At 59.7% G+C, this 20908-nt stretch carries 26 protein-coding genes and 1 tRNA gene; 20 read left to right on the plus strand and 7 right to left on the minus strand.

Going from position 1 to position 20908, the window contains the following annotated elements; translation table 11 throughout:
- The first annotated feature begins 51 nt into the window (after positions 1 to 51).
- From J3T95_RS05360 to J3T95_RS05410, 11 genes are all read left to right on the plus strand, one after another.
- Positions 52 to 879, plus strand: a complete 828-nt coding sequence (locus J3T95_RS05360) for a F0F1 ATP synthase subunit delta (protein ID WP_267450694.1) — start codon at positions 52 to 54, stop codon at positions 877 to 879.
- Positions 880 to 925: 46 nt separating this feature from the next.
- Positions 926 to 2584 carry a F0F1 ATP synthase subunit alpha gene (gene atpA / locus J3T95_RS05365; RefSeq protein ID WP_220236366.1) on the plus strand — a complete coding sequence of 553 codons (1659 nt, stop codon included), beginning with the start codon at positions 926 to 928 and terminating at the stop codon, positions 2582 to 2584.
- A gap of 3 nt (positions 2585 to 2587) precedes the next feature.
- On the plus strand, positions 2588 to 3538 hold the full coding sequence (locus J3T95_RS05370) for a F0F1 ATP synthase subunit gamma (protein WP_220236365.1): 951 nt from the start codon (positions 2588 to 2590) through the stop codon (positions 3536 to 3538).
- 8 nt (positions 3539 to 3546) lie between these two features.
- Positions 3547 to 5031: a F0F1 ATP synthase subunit beta gene (gene atpD, locus J3T95_RS05375; protein ID WP_220236364.1), complete on the plus strand. Its 1485-nt coding sequence runs from the start codon at positions 3547 to 3549 to the stop codon at positions 5029 to 5031.
- Positions 5032 to 5033: 2 nt separating this feature from the next.
- Positions 5034 to 5330 carry a F0F1 ATP synthase subunit epsilon gene (locus J3T95_RS05380; RefSeq protein ID WP_267450695.1) on the plus strand — a complete coding sequence of 99 codons (297 nt, stop codon included), beginning with the start codon at positions 5034 to 5036 and terminating at the stop codon, positions 5328 to 5330.
- A gap of 89 nt (positions 5331 to 5419) precedes the next feature.
- Positions 5420 to 6223: an endonuclease NucS gene (nucS, locus tag J3T95_RS05385; RefSeq protein ID WP_267450696.1), complete on the plus strand. Its 804-nt coding sequence runs from the start codon at positions 5420 to 5422 to the stop codon at positions 6221 to 6223.
- 234 nt (positions 6224 to 6457) lie between these two features.
- Complete coding sequence (locus tag J3T95_RS05390) at positions 6458 to 6700, plus strand: glutaredoxin domain-containing protein (protein ID WP_267450697.1); 243 nt, start codon at positions 6458 to 6460, stop codon at positions 6698 to 6700.
- Positions 6701 to 7110: 410 nt separating this feature from the next.
- Positions 7111 to 7749, plus strand: a complete 639-nt coding sequence (locus tag J3T95_RS05395; RefSeq protein WP_220237469.1) for an amino acid ABC transporter permease — start codon at positions 7111 to 7113, stop codon at positions 7747 to 7749.
- Positions 7736 to 8410 (plus strand): amino acid ABC transporter permease, encoded by a 675-nt coding sequence (locus J3T95_RS05400; protein ID WP_220236360.1) that lies wholly within the window; start codon positions 7736 to 7738, stop codon positions 8408 to 8410. Before J3T95_RS05395 ends, J3T95_RS05400 begins: the two co-directional genes overlap by 14 nt.
- A gap of 10 nt (positions 8411 to 8420) precedes the next feature.
- Positions 8421 to 9278: an amino acid ABC transporter ATP-binding protein gene (locus J3T95_RS05405; RefSeq protein ID WP_267450698.1), complete on the plus strand. Its 858-nt coding sequence runs from the start codon at positions 8421 to 8423 to the stop codon at positions 9276 to 9278.
- An 83-nt stretch (positions 9279 to 9361) separates the two neighbouring features.
- Positions 9362 to 10273, plus strand: coding sequence for a cysteine ABC transporter substrate-binding protein (locus J3T95_RS05410; protein WP_267450699.1), 912 nt, complete (start codon positions 9362 to 9364; stop codon positions 10271 to 10273).
- Positions 10274 to 10361: 88 nt separating this feature from the next.
- On the opposite strand, the gene J3T95_RS05415 is transcribed toward J3T95_RS05410, so the two are convergent.
- Positions 10362 to 11297, minus strand: coding sequence for an FKBP-type peptidyl-prolyl cis-trans isomerase (locus tag J3T95_RS05415; RefSeq protein ID WP_267450700.1), 936 nt, complete (start codon positions 11295 to 11297; stop codon positions 10362 to 10364).
- 112 nt (positions 11298 to 11409) lie between these two features.
- On the opposite strand from J3T95_RS05415, the gene J3T95_RS05420 reads away from it, so the two are divergent.
- The 3 genes from J3T95_RS05420 (at position 11410) to J3T95_RS05430 (ending at position 14570) form a co-directional block, all read left to right on the plus strand.
- Positions 11410 to 12459, plus strand: coding sequence for a hypothetical protein (locus J3T95_RS05420; RefSeq protein ID WP_267450701.1), 1050 nt, complete (start codon positions 11410 to 11412; stop codon positions 12457 to 12459).
- On the plus strand, positions 12456 to 13487 hold the full coding sequence (locus J3T95_RS05425) for a hypothetical protein (protein WP_220236356.1): 1032 nt from the start codon (positions 12456 to 12458) through the stop codon (positions 13485 to 13487). The genes J3T95_RS05420 and J3T95_RS05425 overlap by 4 nt, the downstream gene beginning before the upstream one ends.
- Before the next feature lie 117 nt (positions 13488 to 13604).
- Entirely contained in the window at positions 13605 to 14570 is a 966-nt protein-coding gene (locus tag J3T95_RS05430; protein WP_267450702.1) for a tetratricopeptide repeat protein, read from the plus strand.
- 12 nt (positions 14571 to 14582) lie between these two features.
- On the opposite strand, the gene J3T95_RS05435 is transcribed toward J3T95_RS05430, so the two are convergent.
- Positions 14583 to 15212 (minus strand): hypothetical protein, encoded by a 630-nt coding sequence (locus tag J3T95_RS05435; RefSeq protein WP_220237467.1) that lies wholly within the window; start codon positions 15210 to 15212, stop codon positions 14583 to 14585.
- 365 nt (positions 15213 to 15577) lie between these two features.
- Between J3T95_RS05435 and J3T95_RS05440 the strand changes: the two genes are divergently transcribed.
- A tRNA-Arg gene (locus J3T95_RS05440) sits at positions 15578 to 15653 on the plus strand.
- 245 nt (positions 15654 to 15898) lie between these two features.
- On the opposite strand, the gene J3T95_RS05445 is transcribed toward J3T95_RS05440, so the two are convergent.
- The 5 genes from J3T95_RS05445 to J3T95_RS05465 form a co-directional block, all read right to left on the minus strand.
- On the minus strand, positions 15899 to 16099 hold the full coding sequence (locus J3T95_RS05445; protein ID WP_267450703.1) for a hypothetical protein: 201 nt from the start codon (positions 16097 to 16099) through the stop codon (positions 15899 to 15901).
- A gap of 17 nt (positions 16100 to 16116) precedes the next feature.
- Positions 16117 to 16767: a hypothetical protein gene (locus tag J3T95_RS05450; RefSeq protein ID WP_267450704.1), complete on the minus strand. Its 651-nt coding sequence runs from the start codon at positions 16765 to 16767 to the stop codon at positions 16117 to 16119.
- Positions 16768 to 16902: 135 nt separating this feature from the next.
- A complete protein-coding gene (locus tag J3T95_RS05455) occupies positions 16903 to 17490 on the minus strand; it encodes a hypothetical protein (protein WP_267450705.1) in 588 nt (195 codons plus the stop codon).
- A gap of 194 nt (positions 17491 to 17684) precedes the next feature.
- Positions 17685 to 18149 carry an ImmA/IrrE family metallo-endopeptidase gene (locus J3T95_RS05460; protein WP_267450706.1) on the minus strand — a complete coding sequence of 155 codons (465 nt, stop codon included), beginning with the start codon at positions 18147 to 18149 and terminating at the stop codon, positions 17685 to 17687.
- The gene (locus tag J3T95_RS05465) at positions 18139 to 18552 is read right to left on the minus strand and encodes a helix-turn-helix domain-containing protein (protein ID WP_267450707.1); all 414 of its coding nucleotides are present in this window, start codon (positions 18550 to 18552) and stop codon (positions 18139 to 18141) included. The genes J3T95_RS05460 and J3T95_RS05465 overlap by 11 nt, the downstream gene beginning before the upstream one ends.
- Before the next feature lie 94 nt (positions 18553 to 18646).
- Here J3T95_RS05465 and J3T95_RS09245 point away from each other — a divergent pair, with 94 nt between their 5' ends.
- The 5 genes from J3T95_RS09245 (at position 18647) to J3T95_RS05485 (ending at position 20877) form a co-directional block, all read left to right on the plus strand.
- Positions 18647 to 18889, plus strand: a complete 243-nt coding sequence (locus tag J3T95_RS09245; protein ID WP_267457972.1) for a helix-turn-helix domain-containing protein — start codon at positions 18647 to 18649, stop codon at positions 18887 to 18889.
- 1 nt (position 18890) lies between these two features.
- Complete coding sequence (locus J3T95_RS05470) at positions 18891 to 19220, plus strand: hypothetical protein (protein WP_267450708.1); 330 nt, start codon at positions 18891 to 18893, stop codon at positions 19218 to 19220.
- Positions 19221 to 19359: 139 nt separating this feature from the next.
- The gene (locus J3T95_RS05475; protein ID WP_267450709.1) at positions 19360 to 19872 is read left to right on the plus strand and encodes a hypothetical protein; all 513 of its coding nucleotides are present in this window, start codon (positions 19360 to 19362) and stop codon (positions 19870 to 19872) included.
- 7 nt (positions 19873 to 19879) lie between these two features.
- Positions 19880 to 20659: a phage antirepressor KilAC domain-containing protein gene (locus J3T95_RS05480; RefSeq protein ID WP_267450710.1), complete on the plus strand. Its 780-nt coding sequence runs from the start codon at positions 19880 to 19882 to the stop codon at positions 20657 to 20659.
- Positions 20656 to 20877 (plus strand): hypothetical protein, encoded by a 222-nt coding sequence (locus J3T95_RS05485; RefSeq protein WP_267450711.1) that lies wholly within the window; start codon positions 20656 to 20658, stop codon positions 20875 to 20877. Before J3T95_RS05480 ends, J3T95_RS05485 begins: the two co-directional genes overlap by 4 nt.
- Positions 20878 to 20908 lie beyond the last annotated feature (31 nt).

Consider the following 20908-nt stretch of genomic DNA (forward strand, 5'->3'; position numbering starts at 1 on the left):
TGACGGATTGGCGGACGATGGGAACGTTGATTCCGCGAAAGGGGAGGTGACATGCGAGGAGAGACTTCGCTGAGCTCCGACAAGGAGACCAGGGCCAAGTATGCCCCTTTGCTGAAGAGCAAGGGAAAGGACGCCCTCCGCGTGGCCATGGAGCTCTATACCTTCGTGACCCTGCTCGATGCCAACAGGCCCCTGGAGCGTGCGCTGACTGACCCCTCACGTCCGGCTGAGGACAAGTGGCAGGTGATCGACACCATCCTGGCTGGCAAGGCCGATCCGCTGACCGTGGATATCCTCCATGACTTGACTGATCATCAGTGGAGCCGTGTGGGGCACATTGCCAACGCGGCCGAGGACATTTCAGTGGATGCCGCCGCTTATTACACCGATGCTCTGGGCATCACCAACCAGGTGGCCGGCGAGCTGGCTGAGATCCATTCGGCCCTGCTCGGGATGCCTCTGGTGCTCTTCCGGCTATCGGACGAGTACAGTGATTCCAAAGCCCGGGCCGACCTACTCAGGACGCTCCTTGACGGGCAGCATATGCATCCGGTCACAGAGCAGATGGCCCTGAACGCCACCATTGATTTGCGCGGACGACGCTTCCCTGACACCATCGTTTGGTTGGTGGACCGCTTCTCTGAGCACATGGACCAGGCCATGGTCACCGTCACCACGGCGGTCTCCATGAAGGACGAGCAGGTCAGCCGCCTGCAGGAGGTCTACGGGCGCAAGCTGGGCAAGCCAGTCCACATCAACTCGGTGGTCGACCCCTCGGTCCTAGGCGGCATGAAGGTTCAGTACGGCTCGGTCTCCACCGACGGAACGGTGGCCACCCAGCTGAAGCACCTGAAGCGGCGGATGGCCGTGGCAGGATGAGCAGGGGATCAACAGACTTGAACAAGAACAGAAATAAGGAGTGATCATGGCAGAAATGACCATTGATCCCGCCGTGGTGCGCAAGGCACTCGACCAATTTGTCGAGTCCTACAAGCCGACGGACACCCCCACCCAGGAGGTGGGTTACGTTCGTACGGCCGGTGACGGCATTGCGCATGTGGTGGGACTGCCTGGTTGCATGGCCAACGAGCTGCTGACCTTCGAGGACGGCACGCTTGGTCTGGCTTTCAACCTGGACGCCCGAGAGATCGGCGTGGTCATCCTGGGCGACTTCGCAGGTGTCGAAGAGGGCCAGGAAGTCCACAGGACCGGCGAGGTGCTTTCGGTGCCCGTCGGCGACGGCTATCTGGGGCGTACGGTCAACCCCCTGGGCGAGCCCATCGACGGCCTGGGCGAAATCAAGAGCGAGGGCCGCAGAATCCTGGAGGCTCAGGCTCCTGATGTCATGCATCGGCATCCCGTTGACGAGCCCCTGGCTACCGGCATCAAGGCCATTGACGCCATGACACCTATCGGCCGCGGTCAGCGCCAGCTGATCATCGGCGACCGGCAGACCGGCAAGACGGCCATCGCCATCGACACCATCATCAACCAGAAGCGCAACTGGGAGTCAGGAGACCCCAAGAAGCAGGTCCGGTGCATTTACGTGGCCATCGGTCAGAAGGGCACCACCATCGCCTCGGTCCGTTCCTCTCTGGAAGAGGCCGGCGCCATGGAGTACACCACCATCGTGGCCTCCCCGGCTTCCGACTCCGCAGGCTTCAAGTACATAGCCCCCTACACCGGTTCGGCCATTGGACAGCACTGGATGTACGGCGGCAAGCACGTCCTGATTGTCTTCGACGACCTGAGCAAGCAGGCTGAGGCCTACCGGTCCATCTCCCTGCTGCTGCGTCGTCCGCCGGGGCGCGAGGCTTATCCTGGCGATGTCTTCTACCTGCATTCGCGTCTGCTGGAGCGCTGCGCGAAGCTCTCCGATGACCTGGGAGGCGGATCCATGACCGGTCTGCCCATCATCGAGACCAAGGCCAACGACGTTTCGGCCTACATTCCGACCAATGTGATCTCCATCACCGACGGCCAGATCTTCCTGCAGTCCGATCTGTTCAATGCCAACCAGCGTCCCGCTGTGGACGTGGGCATCTCCGTCTCCCGCGTGGGTGGCGCCGCACAGACCAAGGCTCTCAAGAAGGTCTCCTCGACCCTGAAGATTTCGCTGGCCCAGTACCGCTCTCTGCAGTCCTTCGCCATGTTCGCCTCTGATCTGGATGCGGCCTCCAAGGCCCAGCTGACCCGTGGTGCCAGGCTGACCGAGCTGCTCAAGCAGCCTCAGTTCACGCCTTATTCCATGGAGAAGCAGGTCGTCTCCGTCTGGGTAGGCACCCACGGCAAGCTGGATGATTTGGACCTGGAGGACGTGCTGCCCTTCGAATCCGGGCTCCTGGACTACCTGGACCACAACACCGACATCCTCAAGACCATCCGCGACACGGAGGACTTCACAGACGATACCGAGAAGGCCCTGGACAAGGCCGTGGATGAGTTCGCCAAGACCTTCGTGACTCACAAAGGCCAGACTCTGGACGGTCACGAGGCCGATCAGGATCAGGAGCAGCCGGTGGCCGTCCAGCAGGAGAAGCTGGTAGCCGATGGCAAGAGCGGCAGCAAGGCCAGGAAGCGGTAGACCATGGCCTCACAACTCGCATTCAAGTCAAGGATCGCCTCCACTTCGGCATTGGAGAAGATCTTCAATGCCCAGGAGATGATAGCCTCCTCGCATATCGCCAAGGCCAGAACTGTGGCCCTGGAAGCGAAGCCTTACTCCGATGCGATCTTCGATGCAGTCCAGGCCCTGGTGGCCCACACGGACGACATCCGCCATCCCATTGTCAGGAAGGACGAGAAGAACCCACGCGTGGCTGTGCTGGCTCTGACGGCCGACCGTGGCATGGCCGGGGCCTATACCTCCTCGGTCATCCGCGAGACGGAGTCTCTGCTGACCCGACTGGACCAGCAAGGCCGACAGCCCCAGCTCTTCGTCTATGGTCGTCGTGGCGTCTCTTACTACCGCTACCGTAACCGCAGCATCGTCAAAACCTGGGAAGGCAACAGCGATCGGCCCGGCGTGGATGTGGCCAGGGAGATCTCCCAGGCACTGCTGGAAACCTACATGACTCCAGCGGCCAAGGGGGGCGTCTCCGAGCTCTACATCGTCTTCACTGAATTCATCAACATGGTGGTGCAGAAGGTTCGGGTGCTGCGCATGCTGCCTCTGGAGCTGATCAGGCCGGACCAGGAGCAGCCTGAGGAGGCTATTGATGCCCCCGTGCCGAACGACGAGCATGGAAGCCAGGGTGACCGCTATGCGGGCCTCTACGACTTTGAGCCAAGCCCGCAGGAGGTGCTGGATGCCGTTCTGCCCAAGTACATTCAGTCGCGTATCCATGAATGCCTGCTCACCTCGGCCGCCTCGGAGACCGCCAGCAGGCAGAACGCCATGCACACCGCCACTGATAACGCCAAGGGGCTGATCGACGACCTGACCCGCAGGCTCAATGCCAGCCGCCAGGCGGCCATCACGCAGGAACTTACCGAGATCGTCGGCAGCGCCGATGCGCTCAACAAAGAGGAAGAGTAGGAACGCCAATGGTTGCACAGCAAGAACAGCCGACCACAGCGAGCCACAAGCCGGATTCGGCCTCCAAGGGGCGCGTCACCCGAGTCCAGGGTTCGGTCATAGATGTGGAGTTCCCGGCAGGTCACCTGCCGGACATCTACAATGCCCTGACTGTGAATCTGAACAAGTCCTCGGACACCGAGGGCGAGTCGCTGACCACCATCATGCTGGAGGTGGAGCAGCACCTGGGTGATTCCACCGTGCGTACGGTGGCCCTGAAGCCCACGGATGGTCTGGTCCGTGGTGCCACGGTCACCGATACGGGAGGCCCCATCGAGGTGCCCGTAGGGGATGTGACCAAGGGGCACGTCTTCGACGTGGCCGGCAACATCCTCAACAAGAAGCAGGGTGAGCAGATCAAGGTCACCGAACGGTGGCCCATCCATCGCAACCCTCCTGCTTTCGATCAGCTGGAGTCCAAGACTCAGATGTTCGAAACCGGCATCAAGGTCATCGATCTGCTGACTCCCTACGTTGAGGGCGGCAAGATCGGCCTGTTCGGCGGCGCAGGTGTGGGCAAGACCGTGCTCATCCAGGAGATGATCCAGCGCGTGGCGCAGAACCACGGCGGCGTCTCCGTCTTTGCGGGCGTGGGTGAACGCACCCGTGAGGGCAACGACCTGATCGGCGAGATGGAAGAGGCCGGCGTGCTGGAGAAGACCGCGCTGGTCTTCGGCCAGATGGACGAGCCCCCGGGGACCCGTCTGCGTGTGCCACTGACCGCCCTGACCATGTCGGAGTACTTCCGCGACGTGGAGAACCAGGATGTGTTGCTCTTCATCGACAACATCTTCCGATTCACTCAGGCCGGCTCCGAGGTCTCCACCCTGCTGGGCCGCATGCCCTCGGCCGTGGGCTACCAGCCCAACCTAGCCGACGAGATGGGTGCTTTGCAGGAGAGAATCACCTCAACTCGTGGCCATTCGATCACCTCCTTGCAGGCCATCTATGTGCCGGCCGATGATTACACCGACCCGGCCCCGGCCACCACCTTCGCCCACCTGGACGCCACCACCGAGCTCAGCCGTGACATCGCCTCCCAGGGCATCTATCCGGCTGTGGATCCGCTGGCATCCACCTCCAGGATTCTGGACCCGCGCTATGTGGGGCAGGCCCACTACGACTGCGCCAACCGGGTCAAGGCAATCCTGCAGAGGAACAAGGAGCTCCAGGACATCATCGCTCTGATCGGCATCGACGAGCTGGGCGAGGAAGACAAGACCACCGTCAACCGCGCGCGCAAGATTGAGCAGTTCCTGGGCCAGAACTTCTATGTGGCCGAGAAGTTCACCGGCCGCAAGGGTTCCTACGTGCCTGCGGACGAGACCATTGAGGCCTTCACCCGCATCTGCGACGGCGCCTACGACGACGTGCCTGAGCAGGCATTCTCCGGCATCGGCGGCATCGACGACCTGGAGCACAAGTGGCACGATATGCAGAAGGAATACCGGTAGTCATGGCGGACACAGGCAAGGCCTCCATGCAGGTCAACATCGTCTCGGCGGACAGGCCCATCTGGTCGGGTCAGGCGCGGTCGGTCACTGTGCCCGGCACCAAGGGTTCCATGGGCATCATGCCCGACCACGAGCCGGTGCTGGCCCTGCTACAGGAGGGCAACATCCGGGTTCAGGCCACCGACGGCGGTCGTCAGTCCTTCCATGTGGACAGCGGATTCGTCTCCTTCGACAGCAACAAGCTGACTGTGGCCGTGGATCACTACCTGGAGGATGCCGATCAGGGACAGCAGTCCTGACTTCCTCTCCTTTTCCACCCGGCCGGTGCACTTGCCCCGGCCGGGTTTTTCTTTCCCGCCACGGAACAGCGACTGATATATTGGCACCTGTGCGAATCATTGTTGCCGACTGCTCCGCCGAATACTCCGGGCGTCTCAATGCCAGCCTGCCGCCGGCCAGGCGCGTTCTGCTGATCAAGGCCGACATGAGCTGTCTGATTTTTTCGGAGCTGGGTTCCTACAAGCCCCTGAACTGGATGTGCGCCCCCTGCACCATCAGGGAGATCGAACCCGAGGAGACGAGCAAAGACGGCGCGGGCTTCAAGGCTGATTCCGTGGCTGGAACCGGGCCGGACGAGGTAGTCGAAGCTGCCGCGCCCGATGCGCTGATCGTCCAGGAGCAGGATCAGGACCAGACTCGGCCTGTCCGTAGGGTTCTGCGTGTTTCGGCCGTGAAATCCAGTGATGTGCTCACCATCAGGCTCTACCAGGTCTATGCCGACGACAGCTACGACCTGGGGACGGATCCGGGATTGGTCAAGGACGGCGTGGAAGCGCACCTGCAGCGTTATCTGGCCGAACAGATCGACCGCATCGGCCCGGGGGCCACCCTGGTGCGCCGGGAGTATCCCACGCCCATCGGCCCTGTGGATATCATGGCGGTAGACGGCCAGGGCCGGCATGTGGCCATCGAGATCAAGCGGCATGGCGGCATTGACGGGGTTGAACAGCTGACACGCTACTGCAGTCTGCTCAACCGGGACCCTTTGCTGGCACCTGTCCGCGGGATCTTTGCGGCCCAGACCATCACACCTCAGGCCAGGGTCCTTGCCGAGGACAGGGGATTCGAATGCTTGATCCTGGACTATGAGGCCATGAAGGGCGCTGACAGCGACGAACTGACCCTCTTCTGAGGCGGTTTTCAGTCCTGTATGGTCTTGCATGGTCAATATGTCAGGCAGTTCACATAGATTCTCAGTTGGTTCTATAAGACTCGAAAAGCTACTAGATATTGGGGTTTACGGTTTGACACGCCACTACAGGTGGTATTGTGCTTGTGCCTGGGAGTGTGTAGAGTGCAATCAACAGGTTTCAAGCAGAGCTATAAAGCTTGGAACGTCACGGCTACATTTAAGGGAGAGGCGATTATGTCCATCATGGTCTACACCAAGGCGCACTGTCCCCAGTGTGATGCCACCAAGCGTCAGTTGACCAAGCAGGGGCTTGGGTTCGAGCAGGTGGATTTGACCGAGGACCAGACCTTGATCGACCAGTTCATCGCCCGGGGATTCAAGCAGACCCCCATTGTAGTCACTGACCAGGAGACGTGGAGCGGGTATCGCCCCGATCTGATCAGGAAGATAGCACAGAGCGCCAAAGTCTTCGCCTGATCAAAGCACTCGGAGCCCGGTTCACGAATATGTGGACCGGGTTTTTCATAGCTTGGCGAGCAGTAGGGTTAATCAAAAACGTGGAGTCTGCATGCCAGTTTTCGGCAGGCACGATCAGCAGATGTCGGTCAGTTTTTGCTGGCTAGGGTCATTTTATTCGTACTGTCCAATGGCTGTATGGATTGTCTGGCAGCCAGGATGGCCTCGGCGCGAATACGAATCGCCGTTCAGGTTGCTGTGAGCGTGGATGATAACGCGGTATCCGGTATTCGTATATCGAAAAGCAAAAGGAAGCGGTTCGTCTTCTCTAGGATTGTCGACTATATGCCGCAGTCGACGGGAAGCGGTGAAGAGGAGACGATGAACAAGATGCGAGCAAGTAAGGAGGTGGGGGCGTGAATTGGACCTTCATGGCGCAGAACCTGCATTTCTTCGTCAATGCGGCCTATGTGACGGTCTTCATCTCCTTCTTTGGCGTGGTGTTTTCCATGCTGATCGGGCTGGTCTGCGCCGGGCTGGAGGCCTTCAGAATTCCCCTGTTCTCGCAGGTGGCCAGAGTGTACATCGAGCTGTCAAGAAACACCCCGCTCCTGGTTCAGCTCTATTTCCTTTATTTCGGGTTGCCCAAGCTTGGGATCAACTGGAGCGCCCAGACCTGCGCCATCGTTGGGTTGGCCTTCCTGGGCGGCTCCTATATGGCCGAGGCCATGCGTGGGGGACTGGAAGCAGTGCCTCGGGTGCAGATCGAGTCAGCCCGCGTTCTGGGATTCACAGGAGCCCAGACCCTGTCCAGAATCGTGCTGCCCCAGGCTCTGAGCAGCGCCATACCGGGCGTGGTGGCCAACATCATCTTCCTGATCAAGGAGTCCTCGGTGGTCTCGGCCATCGCTCTGGCGGACGTCATGTATGTCACCAAGGACCTGATGGGCACCTCCTACGACACCTACGAGTCCCTGACCCTGCTTATCGTTACCTATCTGGTCATTCTGCTGCCCATCTCCGTCATCGGAACCATTCTTGAGCGGAGGTTCGACTATGCACGGCGTTGAGGTGCTTTTCCAACCAGGGGTCATGCCCAGGCTTTTCCAGGGGCTCTGGGTGACCGTCTGGATAGCCGGCGTCTCGGTCCTGCTCTCCCTGCCCTTGGGGTTGGTGGTCGGATGGCTGATGGCCCTGCGCAACCGTCCGATTCGCTTCCTGATGAGGGTCTACCTGGATTTCATCCGCATCATGCCCCAACTGGCTCTGCTTTTTATCGCCTTCTATGGGTTGTCCAAGGCATGGAATCTGAATCTTGACGCCACCGGCGCCTGCCTGCTGGTCTTCGTGCTCTGGGGCGGGGCCGAGCTGGGCGATCTGGTCCGCGGGGCCTTGGAATCCATACCCCACACCCAGGTGGAGTCGGCCTACGTGCTGGGACTGGGGTCCTGGCAGACCTTCTCCAGGATCATCCTTCCCCAGGCCCTGCGCCGACTGCTGCCGGCGGGCGTCAACTTGGCCACCAGGATCGTCAAGACCACCTCTCTGGCAGCCCTGTTGGGCGTCATCGAGGTCATCAAGGTCGGCCAGCAGATCATTGATGCCAACCGATTCGCTTATCCGCAGGCGACCCTGTGGATCTACGGGGTGATCTTCTTCATGTATTTCTTCATCTGCTGGCCCCTGTCCCTGGTGGCACGGCATCTGGAAAAGAGGTGGGCCCATGACTAAGGGGCAAACGATGGCGAACCAGCCGCGGGACGAACAAGAGGATCGGGCGGTACTGACTGTCGAGCATCTGGTCAAGCAGTATCCGCATGCGCAGAGCCCTGTGCTCAACGACATCTCCTTCCAGGTGCCCAAGGGCAAGGTCTTTGTGGTCCTGGGCCCCTCTGGCTCGGGCAAGTCCACCCTGTTGCGGACCATAGCCGGACTGGAGCCCATACAGGGCGGCCGCATCCTTCTGGATGGTCAGGTGGTGGAGACCGGCCATCCCCTGGGCAAGCACAGCGGAGGTCCTGGCGGCCTTATGTCGGGCAGCCGCAGCTCTGACCTGCGGACCAGGATCGGCATGGTCTTCCAGAGCTACGACCTCTTCCCCAACAGGACCGTTCTGGATAACGTGACCCTGGCGCCCATCCTGGTACAGAAGCGCAAGCGGGACCAGGCACGTCAGGAGGCTCTGGAACTGCTGGACCGGGTGGGTCTGGCCGACCGTCGGGATGCTTGGCCCAGCCAGCTCTCGGGCGGCCAGCGGCAAAGGGTGGCCATCTGCCGGGCGCTCATCCTCCACCCCGAGATCATGCTCTTCGACGAGGTGACCGCAGCTCTGGATCCTGAGATGGTCCGCGAGGTCCTCCAGGTCATTCTGGAGCTGGCCGACCAGGGAATGACCATGATGATTGTCACCCACGAGATGGCCTTCGCCAGGGGCATTGCCGACCACATCGTCCTTTTGGATGGAGGCACCCTGGTCGAGCAGTCCGACGACCCGGAGGCCTTCTTCACCCACCCGGCCACTGACCGGGCACAGCGCTTCCTGTCCACTTTCACTTATGAGCGAAGGCGGGATCAGGACCAGGATCAGGAGTCCCAATGAGGGCTCCGCATATTCGTCCGGCGGCCTTCGCCGGAACCGTCCCCAGGGGCGGCCATAGGAAAGAGAGCAGGAAAAGAGGGATCATGACCGCAAGGGTAATGAACCGATTGATACGGGCGACGCTGGCCACGGGGGCGACGATCGCGATGATGGCTTCCATGGCGGCCTGCGGTCCTTCTGCGGCCACCCCCAGTGATGCTGGAAGCGGCTCGGGGGGCAGTTCCGGCTCCTCGGCGGCATCCGGGTCTGCGCGCACCCCGGAGCAGATCACCAAGTCCGGGAAGCTCAAGGTGGCGGTCTTCACCGACAAGGCCCCCTTCGGCTACGTGGACAAGGACGGCAAGAACCGGGGCTACGACGTGGTCCTGGCCGAGCGCCTGGCCAAGGATTTGGGCGTCAAGCCCGAATACACCTCGGTGGACCCGGCCGCCCGCGTGGATGTGCTGTCCAGCAACAAGGTGGACGTGACCTTGGCCAACTTCACTGTCACCGATGAGCGCGCTCGCAAGGTGGACTTCGCCAGGCCCTATATGAAGGTTTTCCTGGGTGTGGTCTCCCCGGATTCGGCACCGATCAAAGACGTGAAGGAACTGAATGGCAAGACTCTGATCATAGCCAAAGGCACCACGGCTGAACCATACTTTGAGCAACATCACCCAGAGGTCAAGCTGCAGAAGTACGACCAGTACGCCGATGCCTACAACGCCCTGCTGGACCACCGCGGCGATGCCATGAGCACCGACAACACCGAGGTGCTGGCCTGGGCCAAGGCCAATAAGGGCTTCTCGGTGGGCATCACCAAGCTCGGGGACGAGGCAGTCATCGCCCCGGCCGTTCGCAAGGGGAACAAGCCCCTGCTGGACTACATCAATAAGGAGCTGGTCAAGCTGGGCCAGGAGCGGTTCTTCCATGAGGACTACCGCAAGACCCTGGAGCCAGTCTACGGCAGTGCGGCCAACCCCGACGAGATCGTGGTCGAGGGCGGCAAGGCCTGAGCTGGCAGCGTGACTTGCGACAGGGGACCGTACCCTTCCGAATGCGACTGGATGGGTACGGTCCCCTGTCTGTTGGAGGATTGCCGGATCAGTAGGCGGCCAGGATGTCGACCACAAAAATCAGGGTCGAATTGGCTGGGATGCTTTGCTGTTTCTGGCTGCCATAGCCCAGGTCAGGCGGAACTACCAGAAGAACCTGAGAGCCCACTGTCTGGCCGGCCAGACCCTGCTGCCAGCCCTTGACCACTTGGTCCAGGCTGAAGTCGCTGGCCTGACCCCGGTCCCAAGAGGAGTCAAACTGCTTGCCGTCGGAGGCCAGCCAACCGGTGTAGTTGGCGCTGACGCTCTGATGCTCGCCGACCTTGGACCCCTCGCCCTTGATCAGGGGCTGGATGACCAGTCCTCCCTTGGGCTTATAGCCGTTGAGATCCAAGGAGGGCTTGCCCTTGTCGTCCAGACTGATCTTGGGCAGGTCGCTGGGCAGGTTGGTCACCTTCTGTCCCTGGGCGCGGGCCAGGTTCTTGGACCGGGAGACGAAGGTCAGGGTCATGATATAGGACTCAGTCGTCTTGCTGCTGCCAGAGCCCGACTCATCGATGCCTACGGCCACGGTGGAGTTGACCTTAAGGCCTTTAAAGGTGTCATAGTAGGCTGGAATGGTTTTCTTGCTGATGACGATGGAGCACTCCGGACTGCTCTTGTCCCAGGTGGAGTTGATCACTTTGCCGGTCTTGGCATCCAGGGCCAGGCTCCTTGTGCATACGCGGTCCCCGTCGCGGATGACCTCGCCGTTGCCCTCCTGGATGACCTGATGGGTCTGGTTCTCGACCTTGAAAGGGGTCTTGAAGCTGATGTCGGGCTTGCTGCCAAGTTTGCCGCTGGCTGATACGCCTTGCATGGTGTCGCCCGGGTGCCCGCCCCCGTCGGATTTCCCCCTGCAGGCTGACAGCCCAAGACATAGGACAAGAGCGGTCATGGCGCCCAGCAGACGCTTGCTGCCTGATTTTCTTGCAATGATGGTCATAGAAGACCAGTTTAGGGCTTATGGATGATTTCCCGGTGCTGGAAACCATCTCATAGGGGGCCGACGGTAGAATGTCGATAATATGGAGCAAGTACCCGAGGAAAAAGATGAGATGACGCGGCCTGGCAAGCCCTCGCGTCACAGCATGATCATGCGCGGCATCGTCACCCCCATCTTCGGACTGCTGGCTGTAACGGCCATTGTGCTGGGTATTCTCAACGCCACGGTCTGGAAGCCTTCGGCTCATGTGGATGCGCATGCGCGCACCAAGGCAGCTTATGTGGTGACCGATCCAGGTGTGCTTCCCCTGGTGGACAGCAAAGTGACCATGCGAGTGGATGCGGCATCGACTGGGACTTCCGTGTCAGCAGATCAGAATTCACAGAAGCCTACTGTCTGTATGGCCCTGACCACGGCCAAGGATGCAGCTGGTTGGACGGCCGGGCATGATGTGGCCCGGGTGCGCGGCCTGGACGATTGGCAGACCCTGTCCGTCGGCCGGGACACCAGTCCAGGCAAGGCTGTCAAAGGTGATCAGGGCGTGGCCTTTCAGGATTCGGATATGTGGCAACAGGTCACCTGCTCCGACAGCAGCGTCTCCATGTCCCTGAAGACCGAAGATCCGCAGGCCGTCCTACTGGTGGCGGTTCCCCAGGGCGCCCATTCCCTGGGGTTGGAGATGCTCTGGCAACGTGACAAGTTGCCCGACTTCGCCATGCCCTTCTACTTTGCCGGCGGGCTTCTGGCCCTGCTGGCTGTTCTTTCGGCTACGGTCTTCGCCATGGATCCGGCCAAGCGCCGTAAGCAGGCCGAACCTGAACAGGAGACTGAGGAGCCTCCCGAGGTCAGCGTGGCCCAGGCCCTGGGCAACGCCATTCTGCCTGGTTTGGGGAACCGGCATAGCCCGGCTTCAGGCCGGCGTCGGCGCCACGCTCGTGGCCAGGCGCGGCAGGGGGACCCGGGACCTCCACCCAGGCCGCCTGTGGTGATTGATCCGCGCAATCGGAACCTGGTCGCTGACCAACAGGAGGATGGCGACGGCCGCACCGTCAGCGGCGATCGGGAGGCCGACGATGTGTCGTCCACCAGGGTCATCAGCAGACAGGAGATGGCCTCCTACCTGGCCAGGCTTGCCCACGAGGGGGAGGAAGAGCGCCGATGAGTACGAACAAGCCGATGAACAAGGTGGCGGCTGCAGCGGCGTTGACCTTGTCCCTGGCCCTTCTGCCTGGGTTGTCCGCCTGCGAAGGGCAGGTTCCGCAGGCCCGCCGGACAGAGCCACAGAGCACTGCAACCACTGCTCCTGCGCCCAACCTGACCCCGGCACAGGAAGCCCGTATCCGCAAGAGCATCGGGGCTGTTTTGGACCAGGCCAATGAGGCCAAGGATCCTGCCGGGCTGGACCAGCGAGTCAGCGGCCCCCAGCTGGAGATCCGCACCAGCGAGCTGACCATAGCCCGGGCTACCGGGCAGCTGGACCCCAAGACGACCATCCCTACCACCATCGCTCAGACGGTCATCCCTGGCGATCCGGGGTGGCCACGCTCGGTCTTTTCCATTACCACTACCACGCAGGATCAGCAGTCCAAACGCCTCTTGGTTCTGGATCAGGAGTCCGCCCATGAGAACTACAAGCTTTGGGGCGTGGCCAGGCTTTTCCAAGGAGCCCAGTTGCCCAAGTTCCCGGTGGCCACCATCGGCGCCAGGATGGGGCAGGGCGACGATCAGGGGCTCAAGGCTACGCCGGTGGAGGCCGTGCGTCAATATGCCGATCTCCTGCAGAATTCCCAGGGCAGCAAGTATGCCAAGGAGTTCGCCCAGGATGACTTCCGCAACTCCCTGGGCACGTTGACTCAGGTGGTTCAGCAGGGGATCGAAGCCAACAAGGGCAGCCAATCGCAGACCTTCACCCCGGCACAGGGGCAGCTGCGGGTCATGCACTCCTCTGATGGAGGCGACTTGGTTGTGGCCCGAATCGATTCGGTCTGGACCAGGCAGGCAGGTGAGGGCCGTGAATCCTCGCCTGCCTCGGATGCCGAAACGGCCCTCTTTGGGCAGGGCAAGCCCACCAGTACCATGAAGGTCACCTACGTCAACGTGATTGCCCTCTACGTGCCTTCGGCGGACTCGCATGAGCCCATCAGGGCCGTGGGCGCCGAGCGTGAGCCCGTCAAGGTGGAAGCTGTCTGAACGGCGGGATTGCGCTGGGTGAACGCCCGGGCCTTGGACTAGATTGGCTTCCAGGAGTTTGCATTCGAGGGCGGGCCGAAGCTGCAGTCGGCGGCCGCAAGGTTAAGGAGGACTGACATGGCTAACAAGAACGTGCAGGGGCATCCGGGCGTCTCGCTGGCGGGAGCGGTTGACCTGGGCGCGCTCAAGCACCAGGTTGATGCTGAGCCAGGCCAGCAGGGAGGCGCGCCCGCTGCAGGCGGCTACGTGATCGATACCACCGAGGCCAGTTTCCAGGCCATGGTCCAGACCTCTTCTACCTTCCCTATTCTGATCCTGCTCTGGGTGCCCACCGACGACCGCCTCTTCCCTCTGGCCACCCGTCTGGCCCAGGCCGTCAACGCCCAGGAGGGGCGTATTCAGCTCTCCCGCATCGACATTGCATCCAATCCGCAGATCGCCCAGACCTTCCAGGTGCAGGGCGCCCCGGCCCTCTTTGCCCTGCTGGCCGGCAGACCCATGCCTATTCTGCAGGGACTGCCCTCGGATGAGGAGATGAACCAGATCACCGATCAGCTCATTCCCCAGGTGATTCAGATGGCGCAGAAGGCCGGCATCACCGGTAGCGCCCCCTACCAGGAGACCAACGACCAGGGACAGGACGAGCAGAGCAGCCAGTCAGCGGCTGATGCCATCCCGCCTGCCCATCAAGAGGCCCACCGGCTGGCCCAGGAGGGCGACTATGCAGCTGCAGCCGAGGCCTACGGCAAGCTGGTTCAGGCCGACTCGACCGACGATCTGGCCAAGCGTGAACAGGCCAAGTGCTTGCTAATGACCCGTTCGGCCAAGGCCGATGTCCGCAAGGTCCGTCAGGCGGCTGCCGATGCTCCTGATGACTTGCAGGCCCAGTTGGATGTGGCCGATGTGGATATGATCGGTGGCCACATTCAGGATGCTTTCGATCGTCTACTGGACTTTTTGGCCGGGCACCGGGATCAGACCGATCCCGTCCGCCGTCGTCTGCTGGAGTACTTCGTTATTCCTGAACCGACTGATCCTCGGTTGGCCAAGGCACGTCGCCGTCTGTCCACGTTGATGTACTGAACCGGTCCTGGGTCAGGACTCGCGATTCCCGTCGAAGTTGGTCAGAAAGCGCGGTCCGCTGGTCTTCAGTTCCCGGTCGAAGTCGGTCGCCCAGTCGCCAAAGGGGCGGTTGGCCAGCCCATCGTTGGAGAACCGCGGATCGTCGGTGATCTCCGTGGCGCAGAAGTCGGGGATGGTCAGGTCGGTCACCGGCCCGGTCCGCTCCACTTCGGCCACCACCAGGGGGGCATTGCCGTTCCCAAAGACATCCAGGTTCCACCAGTCCTCGTCCAACCAGACTCCATATCGGTTCTTCACAATGGGGATGCCGCCGCGCAGAACCAGCTCGAGGGCGATGCCCGGGTCTATGGCCCGTTCGGCCTCGTAGCGGGTGCCGCCGACAGAGGGGCCCTTGGCCGTCATTGAGGCAGCCTCGAAGTGGTCGCCTTTCTCAAGCAGGGTGTGAAGGGCATCGGTTCGGGCCGTCATGGGCACCTCCGGGTCCATCTGCCCCTGAAGGCGAACCCGCAGGGCGAAGTTGTCTTCATGCACGTAGTAGCTCTGCACAATCAGGGTCGGCCGACTCTCCCCGAGCAGCTCCTGGGGGAGGTCCTGGCAGAAGAATCTGCGCTCGAACTCGAAATCGTCCTCGTCCTCATTCATGGCCATGCTTCCCATGGTACGGTAGGCCGGTTGCAGCCACCGTTTGCTGTTCACGACCCATTCGAGTTGTACAAGTATGTGAAGGCCGCTTGTGATGGCCGAGTGAAGGAACTACAGTGGAGCTTATCCCGAGAGAAGATCATCCGGGAATGTTGGCGGCTTCGCGCCACCGCATGAGGATGCAATGGCGCAACCGGGGCGGTGACACGAAGCCATGCCATCACGATACCTATGAATTGCCCGGAATCGTGCGGCAACACGCCGGGAGTGGCTGGAACTGGACTGACACGTCAGGACGCGCAAGGGTGCGAAAATGCGCAAAGTGTCCTAATATGGTTTCTGTTGTCCACTGGAAAGTGGCTGTCGGGTTCGTAGCTCAGCGGATAGAGCGTCTGTCTCCGGAACAGAAGGTCGAGGGTTCGAATCCCTTCGAGCCCACCAAGGCGAAACCCCTGCAACTGCAACGGTTGCGGGGGTTTTCTCATACCTCCTGAAACCACTCAAAAACCCTCCTGTGTACGGTATGTGTACGGTAAAATGCAATCCGGAGGCGTTCGAAGCCCGACAGGAGTGGCACGATTGCCTAATCGTTGCAATGCCAACGCTAATCAAGGATTAGACCCCCGAAAACGCCCATTTCGGCGCACTCATGGAAAAGCCCCGCCGAAGCGGGGCTTGACGGCTTCCTATCTGAAGAGATCCCACAGGCTGAATGTCGTTTTCCTGTAGATTTTGTTGTAGGCGGCTTTTCTGGGGTTCCTGACCCAGCCCATGCCTTTTCTGCCGTATCCGGGGATGAGGGCTTTCTTCGCCTGCCTTTTCCACTTGCCTGTGGTCCTGGCGCTGATGGACCTTTTTATGCTGGGTTTGCGCATGCCGAATTTCATGGTGTTTTCTTTCTTTCCTAGTTCATCCAGCGGAGCCGACCATCACGGGCGGTTCTGCATGTGAGGATGTTGCTGTCGCGATCTGAATGACCTGTGGCCCCGGCTGGGGTGCAGAAAGCCCCCCTGTGAACCGTAGGGCCGCCTCCGGAGCGCGGCTCAGGCGCGACAGGTGCCGTGGCGGGTTGTTGTTTGGTTGCCTGCTGTTGCGCCTGTTGGGCGGCTCGTTGTTGTGCCTGCTGGGCGGCTTGTTGTTGGGCTTGTTGTTGCGCTTGTTCCTGGTCTGCCCTGTCCTTGGCGGCTTTCTCTTCAGCCGCTTTCTTATCTGCCTGCTCCTTATCCCACTGATCGGCTTTCTTGGTTGCTGTTTTCAGGTCCTTTTCAGTCCGGTCGAGCTCCTTGCGGGTTCTCTTGAGGTCGTCTGCTGTTTCGGAGTATTTCGCGGCCAGATCCTTGTACTCCTGTGATTCCTTCGGACCATGATCACCGCATGAAGCCATGCCGATGCCTAAAAGAAACGCGATGATTGCGACCAGCCAGAGGAATTTCCTCCCGGACTGCCCCGAATGCCTGGGCTTGTTGCCGTTGTCCGTGGGAGGAGGCATCGGCGGTTCCTCCTGCTCCGGGGTGTCGGTCTGGATGCTTGGCATTACCTGGGTTTCCTCATCCATGGGGAATGGAGTCCTTTCTCCTCACCTTGTCGGCAGCAAAAGGCAATCACCGCTGAACACGACTTTTACTATCCGATAACATGCTAAAACATAGCCCCGCCGAAGCGGGGCCTGTGCTTAGTTGAACTCAAGACATCAAGACAGAGGATACTCCCAAGTTGTTCTCAGACCGTCTTCGCCCGTATAGGGGAACACCAAATAGCCATCGGTGTCGGGCAGGTCGAAGATGATCTTTCCTGTGGCTTTAAGGCCTGGCCCCATGTTGGCGGGCAGATGATCCGCGTCGGGGACGCAGTTGGCGCTGGGAATCGACTCAGGGTCCTCATTCCACACGCTCCCGTCCTTCTTTACGTACTGCCAGGTGCTCCCGTTGCCGAATCCAAAGTCGCCCTTGAGGGCTGGAGTGGTGTTCACCGTGGCATCCAGTGCCACAAAATGCCCTTGCATTGATGCCTGCGGGTTAGGCTTGGTGCATGCGAAATCCTTGGTGATGCCTGTCACAGTCCAGTTGGCCACCTCGGTCTTGCCATCAGCGGCGAAAGCCCCGGCCTTCTCGTTGACATGCTTGACGATGTCGCCTCTGGAGTTGATTGTGGGCCCCTTTTTCGTCGGCGTTGTCTGTGCAGTCTTCGCTCCTCCTGGGTCAGGCTTATGCCCCGAGGCGTCCGAACCCTGGCTTCCGCACCCCGCGAGTGTGAGTAGTATTGCGATAGCGGCTGCCATCACGCCTTTCCTCTTCATCTTCAGTCCTTCCTCCGGTCTTCTATGACTATCAGCAGACTACTAGACCTTCTATACGATAATCATGGTTGTTGAAGCATTGGTGCCCGTAGGGCTTGTTGCCGGTCATCATGTCTTGCCCCTTTTTCATGTCTTCTGTGACTCGAGTCAGCCTATCGGGAGGACCTGCCTGCCTGTCATGCGATTAACGGCTCTGCGGATCTGATCGGAGCAGCCAGGCTTGAATCGAGCAGTCGCTGATAGTCCTGTATCACTTGGAGGGTGACGTCGAGTTCGCAGGCGATCTGGTACGTGTCTCCCTCGTACATGGCTTCTGCGGTCTGGTATTCGAGAGGGTCGATCAGCTTCAGCGCGGTCTCCCTCCTGGTGCGGTGTTCGATGCGGGTGCCGTAGACGCCTCTTTTTGATGTGTCCTTGTGCGCCCAGTGGATGAGCTCGTGCAGAAGCGTGCACCGTTTCTGCGTGTAGGTCATGCTCCGGTCGATGAGGATCATGTTGGCATGCTGGTCGTAGCATCCTTCCATGTCTCCCGGCAGGTGCGCGCTGGCTATGGTCACGTCGAGGTTGTCGGCCTGCCTGCGCATCTGCCCGTATGTCGTCCTTGACTTGATCCCCTTCAGATAGTGCGGGTCAGCGTCCATCGCCACCTTCTTTCTCCTGCTCCTTGTAGGGGTCGGTGGATGCGACCAGGGTCTGGTCGCCGGCCTTGATCTTGTCCAGCACGTACTGGATCTTCTCATCCTCGGGAAGCTGCGACAGATCGACCTCAAGTGGCGGGTAGGGTCCAAGATCATCGGTCACGCGCTGCTCGGCTCTTTTGACGACCACTGTAAAGTCCATCCCGATGTAATCGCAGATTTTGTTTGCGACTGCGACATCAATCGGGGGTTTGGCGTTCAGCCAGTTCGACATTGCCGATCTTGCGTGGCCTAGTGCGTCGGCTACCTTGCCTTGGCTATATCCGTGTGAGGCGATGGCACCTTTTAACTCGGCACCGATGTATTTGCTGAAGAGCAACGCCCTGTCCTGAATGATATTGGTCATAGAAGTACTATACAACAGTTTTGAGAAATAGCGTTAGCCAAATCAAGCACAATCGAGTTTGACATGTTCATTATGAACCATTACCGTTAGTCATATGAGGTATAGCGATATCAATCAAAGGATTGCGAGCAGGGTCAATGCAGCAATCGAGGCGTCAGGAATCAAGAAAGTCGCCTTATCCGAAAAGACCGGGATGCCAAGCAGCACTCTCAATTCAAAACTCCGGGCTTATACGCCGTTCACAGTGGAAGAGGTTTTCCGCATCGCAGAAGTCATAAGTTGCGATCCGATTCTTCTCCTTACCGATAAGTCAGAGAATCAGCGGCTGGCGGCGTGAGATGGGCAAGTTTCGTATGTTGTGGTTCTTGCTCTGGCACGCGCGTTGCTGTGATTCCTTGTCGTGGAAGATGCTGGTCATGATGGAGGGTTTTGCCGTTTATGGCGGAGTGAAGCCGGATAAGGCTCGGAGCCTGGTGATGGGGCTGACTGATGAGAGTCCTTACCTTGAGCAGGTGACTGTGGGTCATGTCGTCGAGTCTGTCGTTGAAGAGCAGCTCGGTCCAAAGCATCCGCGTTTGCTGAGCTTCCTCCAGGGGAGATTGTCAAAGATGCAGAGCGGTTTTGACAATCAGGGGAACGATTCCTGCGAGGAGACCTGTGATGGCTGACACGAGGATGTTCTTCCAGTTGGTTTCCCAGCGATTCCTTCTATCGGATTCTTCCTGCGAGCTTATCGGTTCGACCAGGGGCATTGTGCGGTGCCGTTGGATCAGCCCCATTGGCTTAGCGTATCGGTCGCAAGCAGCCATGATGTTTAATAACAGCTGGTCATTATTTGAATGTGAGCCAAGTATCTCAGTTCTTGCTTTTTGCGAACCGGTCTTGGAATTAAATGCGATAGTGGAACTTGAATCAGCAGATTCAAATGTAATCGTGAGAGTGGTTCTTTCGCCGGGTGCCGCGTTGATAAACCAATCAATTTGCGCATCAGAGGATCTTCTCTCGTTTGAGGAGAGATTTAGCGAGACCGAGCATTCTGCACTGGTTCCACTATGCGCAACCGAATCGATGAACGATTTGAATGATGTTGCATCGGTGAAGAAGAGCGGTTTTCTGGAAACACAGCTTGTGGGTCTCCCATACACATCTCTGTATGGCAGTATCCAGTTTCTGTTATTCAATTTTGAAATTCGCCTATTGAGTAGAGCGAGTTCCCATTTCTTGAATCTGTCTCTTGCCCTAATGAACATAATCAACTTTCTCCCATATAAGAAGAATGCCGCAGTGGCCGCTGCGGCAGTGACAAAAGAAAGTAGGTAGATATCTGATGTCAACTGACATTGTACAGCCCTTTGTTTTCAAGGACTATAAGGTGAGGACTCTGACTTTTGAGACGGGTCAGACCTGGTGGGTGCTTAAGGACGTGTGCGAGGTCCTTGGTATTCGGAATGCGACGGATGTTGCGAAGCGTTTGGACCGGGATGAGGTGACTAGATTCAATCTAGGGGGCTTGTCCGGTCAGGCCAACATCGTCAACGAGACCGGGCTTTACCGGATTGTGCTCAGGTCTGATAAGCCGGAGGCTCGTGAGTTTCAGCGTTGGGTGACTCATGATGTTCTTCCTTCGATCCGTCGACATGGCGCGTACATGTCCGAGGCTGTGGTTGAGCGCACGTTGGCTGATCCTGATTATCTGATCCGGCTGGCTACACAGCTCAAGGAGGATCGGGCCGCCCGGTTTAAGGCTGAACGGCGGCTGGAGGTGCAGAAGCCGAAGGTCCTGTTTGCTGACGCGGTGAGTGCGGCGCATACGGACATCCTGGTCGGTGATCTGGCGAAGATCCTCAAGGGCAATGGCGTGGATACCGGCGGCACCAGGCTGTTCGCGTGGATGCGTGAGCATGGCTATCTGATGAAGGCCGGCAGTGCGAAGAACATGCCGACCCAGCGTGCCATGGAACTAGGGCTCTTCCATGTGAAGGAGACCACGGTCGTTCACGCTGATGGGCATACGACGATCAACAAGACACCGAAGGTGACGGGGAAGGGGCAGGCGTACTTCATCAGCCAGTTCCTTGACGACAAGGACATGGGGGTGGCGGCATGAGCGGGCGTGTGGCTGCTGGCGCTCCGGTGATATTCGAGCTGCTGAATGAGGAGCAGGCTCGTGCGCGTACGCCATTCGGCAAGGAAAAGTTCAAGAAAGTATTCGGGGGCTTGTACCGGTATGACCCTGACGGCAATCCTGGCGGTTATCTTGCCACTGATCTGCAGGGTGAGGTCGAGCGTTGGAAGATGCGGTCGAAATCGGAGCAGGCATCATGACGGCCGAACAGTTGGCTGCGCTTGAGTTGGA

The organism is Bifidobacterium sp. B4079 (assembly GCF_026537385.1).
GTDB classification, from domain to species: Bacteria; Actinomycetota; Actinomycetes; order Actinomycetales; family Bifidobacteriaceae; genus Bombiscardovia; species Bombiscardovia asteroides_I.

Excerpts from the sequence above, each read along its gene's own strand:
- J3T95_RS05410 (WP_267450699.1), top strand. The coding sequence starts at position 9,362 with ATGACCGCAAGGGTAATGAACCGATTGATACGGGCGACGCTGGCCACG.
- atpA (WP_220236366.1), top strand. The coding sequence starts at position 926 with ATGGCAGAAATGACCATTGATCCCGCCGTGGTGCGCAAGGCACTCGAC.
- J3T95_RS05415 (WP_267450700.1), bottom strand. The coding sequence starts at position 11,297 with ATGACCATCATTGCAAGAAAATCAGGCAGCAAGCGTCTGCTGGGCGCC.
- J3T95_RS05395 (WP_220237469.1), top strand. The coding sequence starts at position 7,111 with ATGGCGCAGAACCTGCATTTCTTCGTCAATGCGGCCTATGTGACGGTC.
- J3T95_RS05475 (WP_267450709.1), top strand. The coding sequence starts at position 19,360 with ATGATGTTTAATAACAGCTGGTCATTATTTGAATGTGAGCCAAGTATC.
- atpD (WP_220236364.1), top strand. The coding sequence starts at position 3,547 with ATGGTTGCACAGCAAGAACAGCCGACCACAGCGAGCCACAAGCCGGAT.
- J3T95_RS05465 (WP_267450707.1), bottom strand. The coding sequence starts at position 18,552 with ATGACCAATATCATTCAGGACAGGGCGTTGCTCTTCAGCAAATACATC.
- J3T95_RS05455 (WP_267450705.1), bottom strand. The coding sequence starts at position 17,490 with ATGGCAGCCGCTATCGCAATACTACTCACACTCGCGGGGTGCGGAAGC.
- J3T95_RS05480 (WP_267450710.1), top strand. The coding sequence starts at position 19,880 with ATGTCAACTGACATTGTACAGCCCTTTGTTTTCAAGGACTATAAGGTG.
- J3T95_RS05420 (WP_267450701.1), top strand. The coding sequence starts at position 11,410 with ATGACGCGGCCTGGCAAGCCCTCGCGTCACAGCATGATCATGCGCGGC.
- J3T95_RS05445 (WP_267450703.1), bottom strand. The coding sequence starts at position 16,099 with ATGAAATTCGGCATGCGCAAACCCAGCATAAAAAGGTCCATCAGCGCC.
- J3T95_RS05400 (WP_220236360.1), top strand. The coding sequence starts at position 7,736 with ATGCACGGCGTTGAGGTGCTTTTCCAACCAGGGGTCATGCCCAGGCTT.
- J3T95_RS05390 (WP_267450697.1), top strand. The coding sequence starts at position 6,458 with ATGTCCATCATGGTCTACACCAAGGCGCACTGTCCCCAGTGTGATGCC.
- J3T95_RS05370 (WP_220236365.1), top strand. The coding sequence starts at position 2,588 with ATGGCCTCACAACTCGCATTCAAGTCAAGGATCGCCTCCACTTCGGCA.
- J3T95_RS05425 (WP_220236356.1), top strand. The coding sequence starts at position 12,456 with ATGAGTACGAACAAGCCGATGAACAAGGTGGCGGCTGCAGCGGCGTTG.
- J3T95_RS05435 (WP_220237467.1), bottom strand. The coding sequence starts at position 15,212 with ATGAATGAGGACGAGGACGATTTCGAGTTCGAGCGCAGATTCTTCTGC.
- J3T95_RS05405 (WP_267450698.1), top strand. The coding sequence starts at position 8,421 with ATGGCGAACCAGCCGCGGGACGAACAAGAGGATCGGGCGGTACTGACT.
- J3T95_RS05470 (WP_267450708.1), top strand. The coding sequence starts at position 18,891 with ATGGGCAAGTTTCGTATGTTGTGGTTCTTGCTCTGGCACGCGCGTTGC.
- J3T95_RS05360 (WP_267450694.1), top strand. The coding sequence starts at position 52 with ATGCGAGGAGAGACTTCGCTGAGCTCCGACAAGGAGACCAGGGCCAAG.
- J3T95_RS05485 (WP_267450711.1), top strand. The coding sequence starts at position 20,656 with ATGAGCGGGCGTGTGGCTGCTGGCGCTCCGGTGATATTCGAGCTGCTG.
- J3T95_RS05460 (WP_267450706.1), bottom strand. The coding sequence starts at position 18,149 with ATGGACGCTGACCCGCACTATCTGAAGGGGATCAAGTCAAGGACGACA.
- J3T95_RS05450 (WP_267450704.1), bottom strand. The coding sequence starts at position 16,767 with ATGGATGAGGAAACCCAGGTAATGCCAAGCATCCAGACCGACACCCCG.
- J3T95_RS09245 (WP_267457972.1), top strand. The coding sequence starts at position 18,647 with ATGAGGTATAGCGATATCAATCAAAGGATTGCGAGCAGGGTCAATGCA.
- J3T95_RS05380 (WP_267450695.1), top strand. The coding sequence starts at position 5,034 with ATGGCGGACACAGGCAAGGCCTCCATGCAGGTCAACATCGTCTCGGCG.
- J3T95_RS05430 (WP_267450702.1), top strand. The coding sequence starts at position 13,605 with ATGGCTAACAAGAACGTGCAGGGGCATCCGGGCGTCTCGCTGGCGGGA.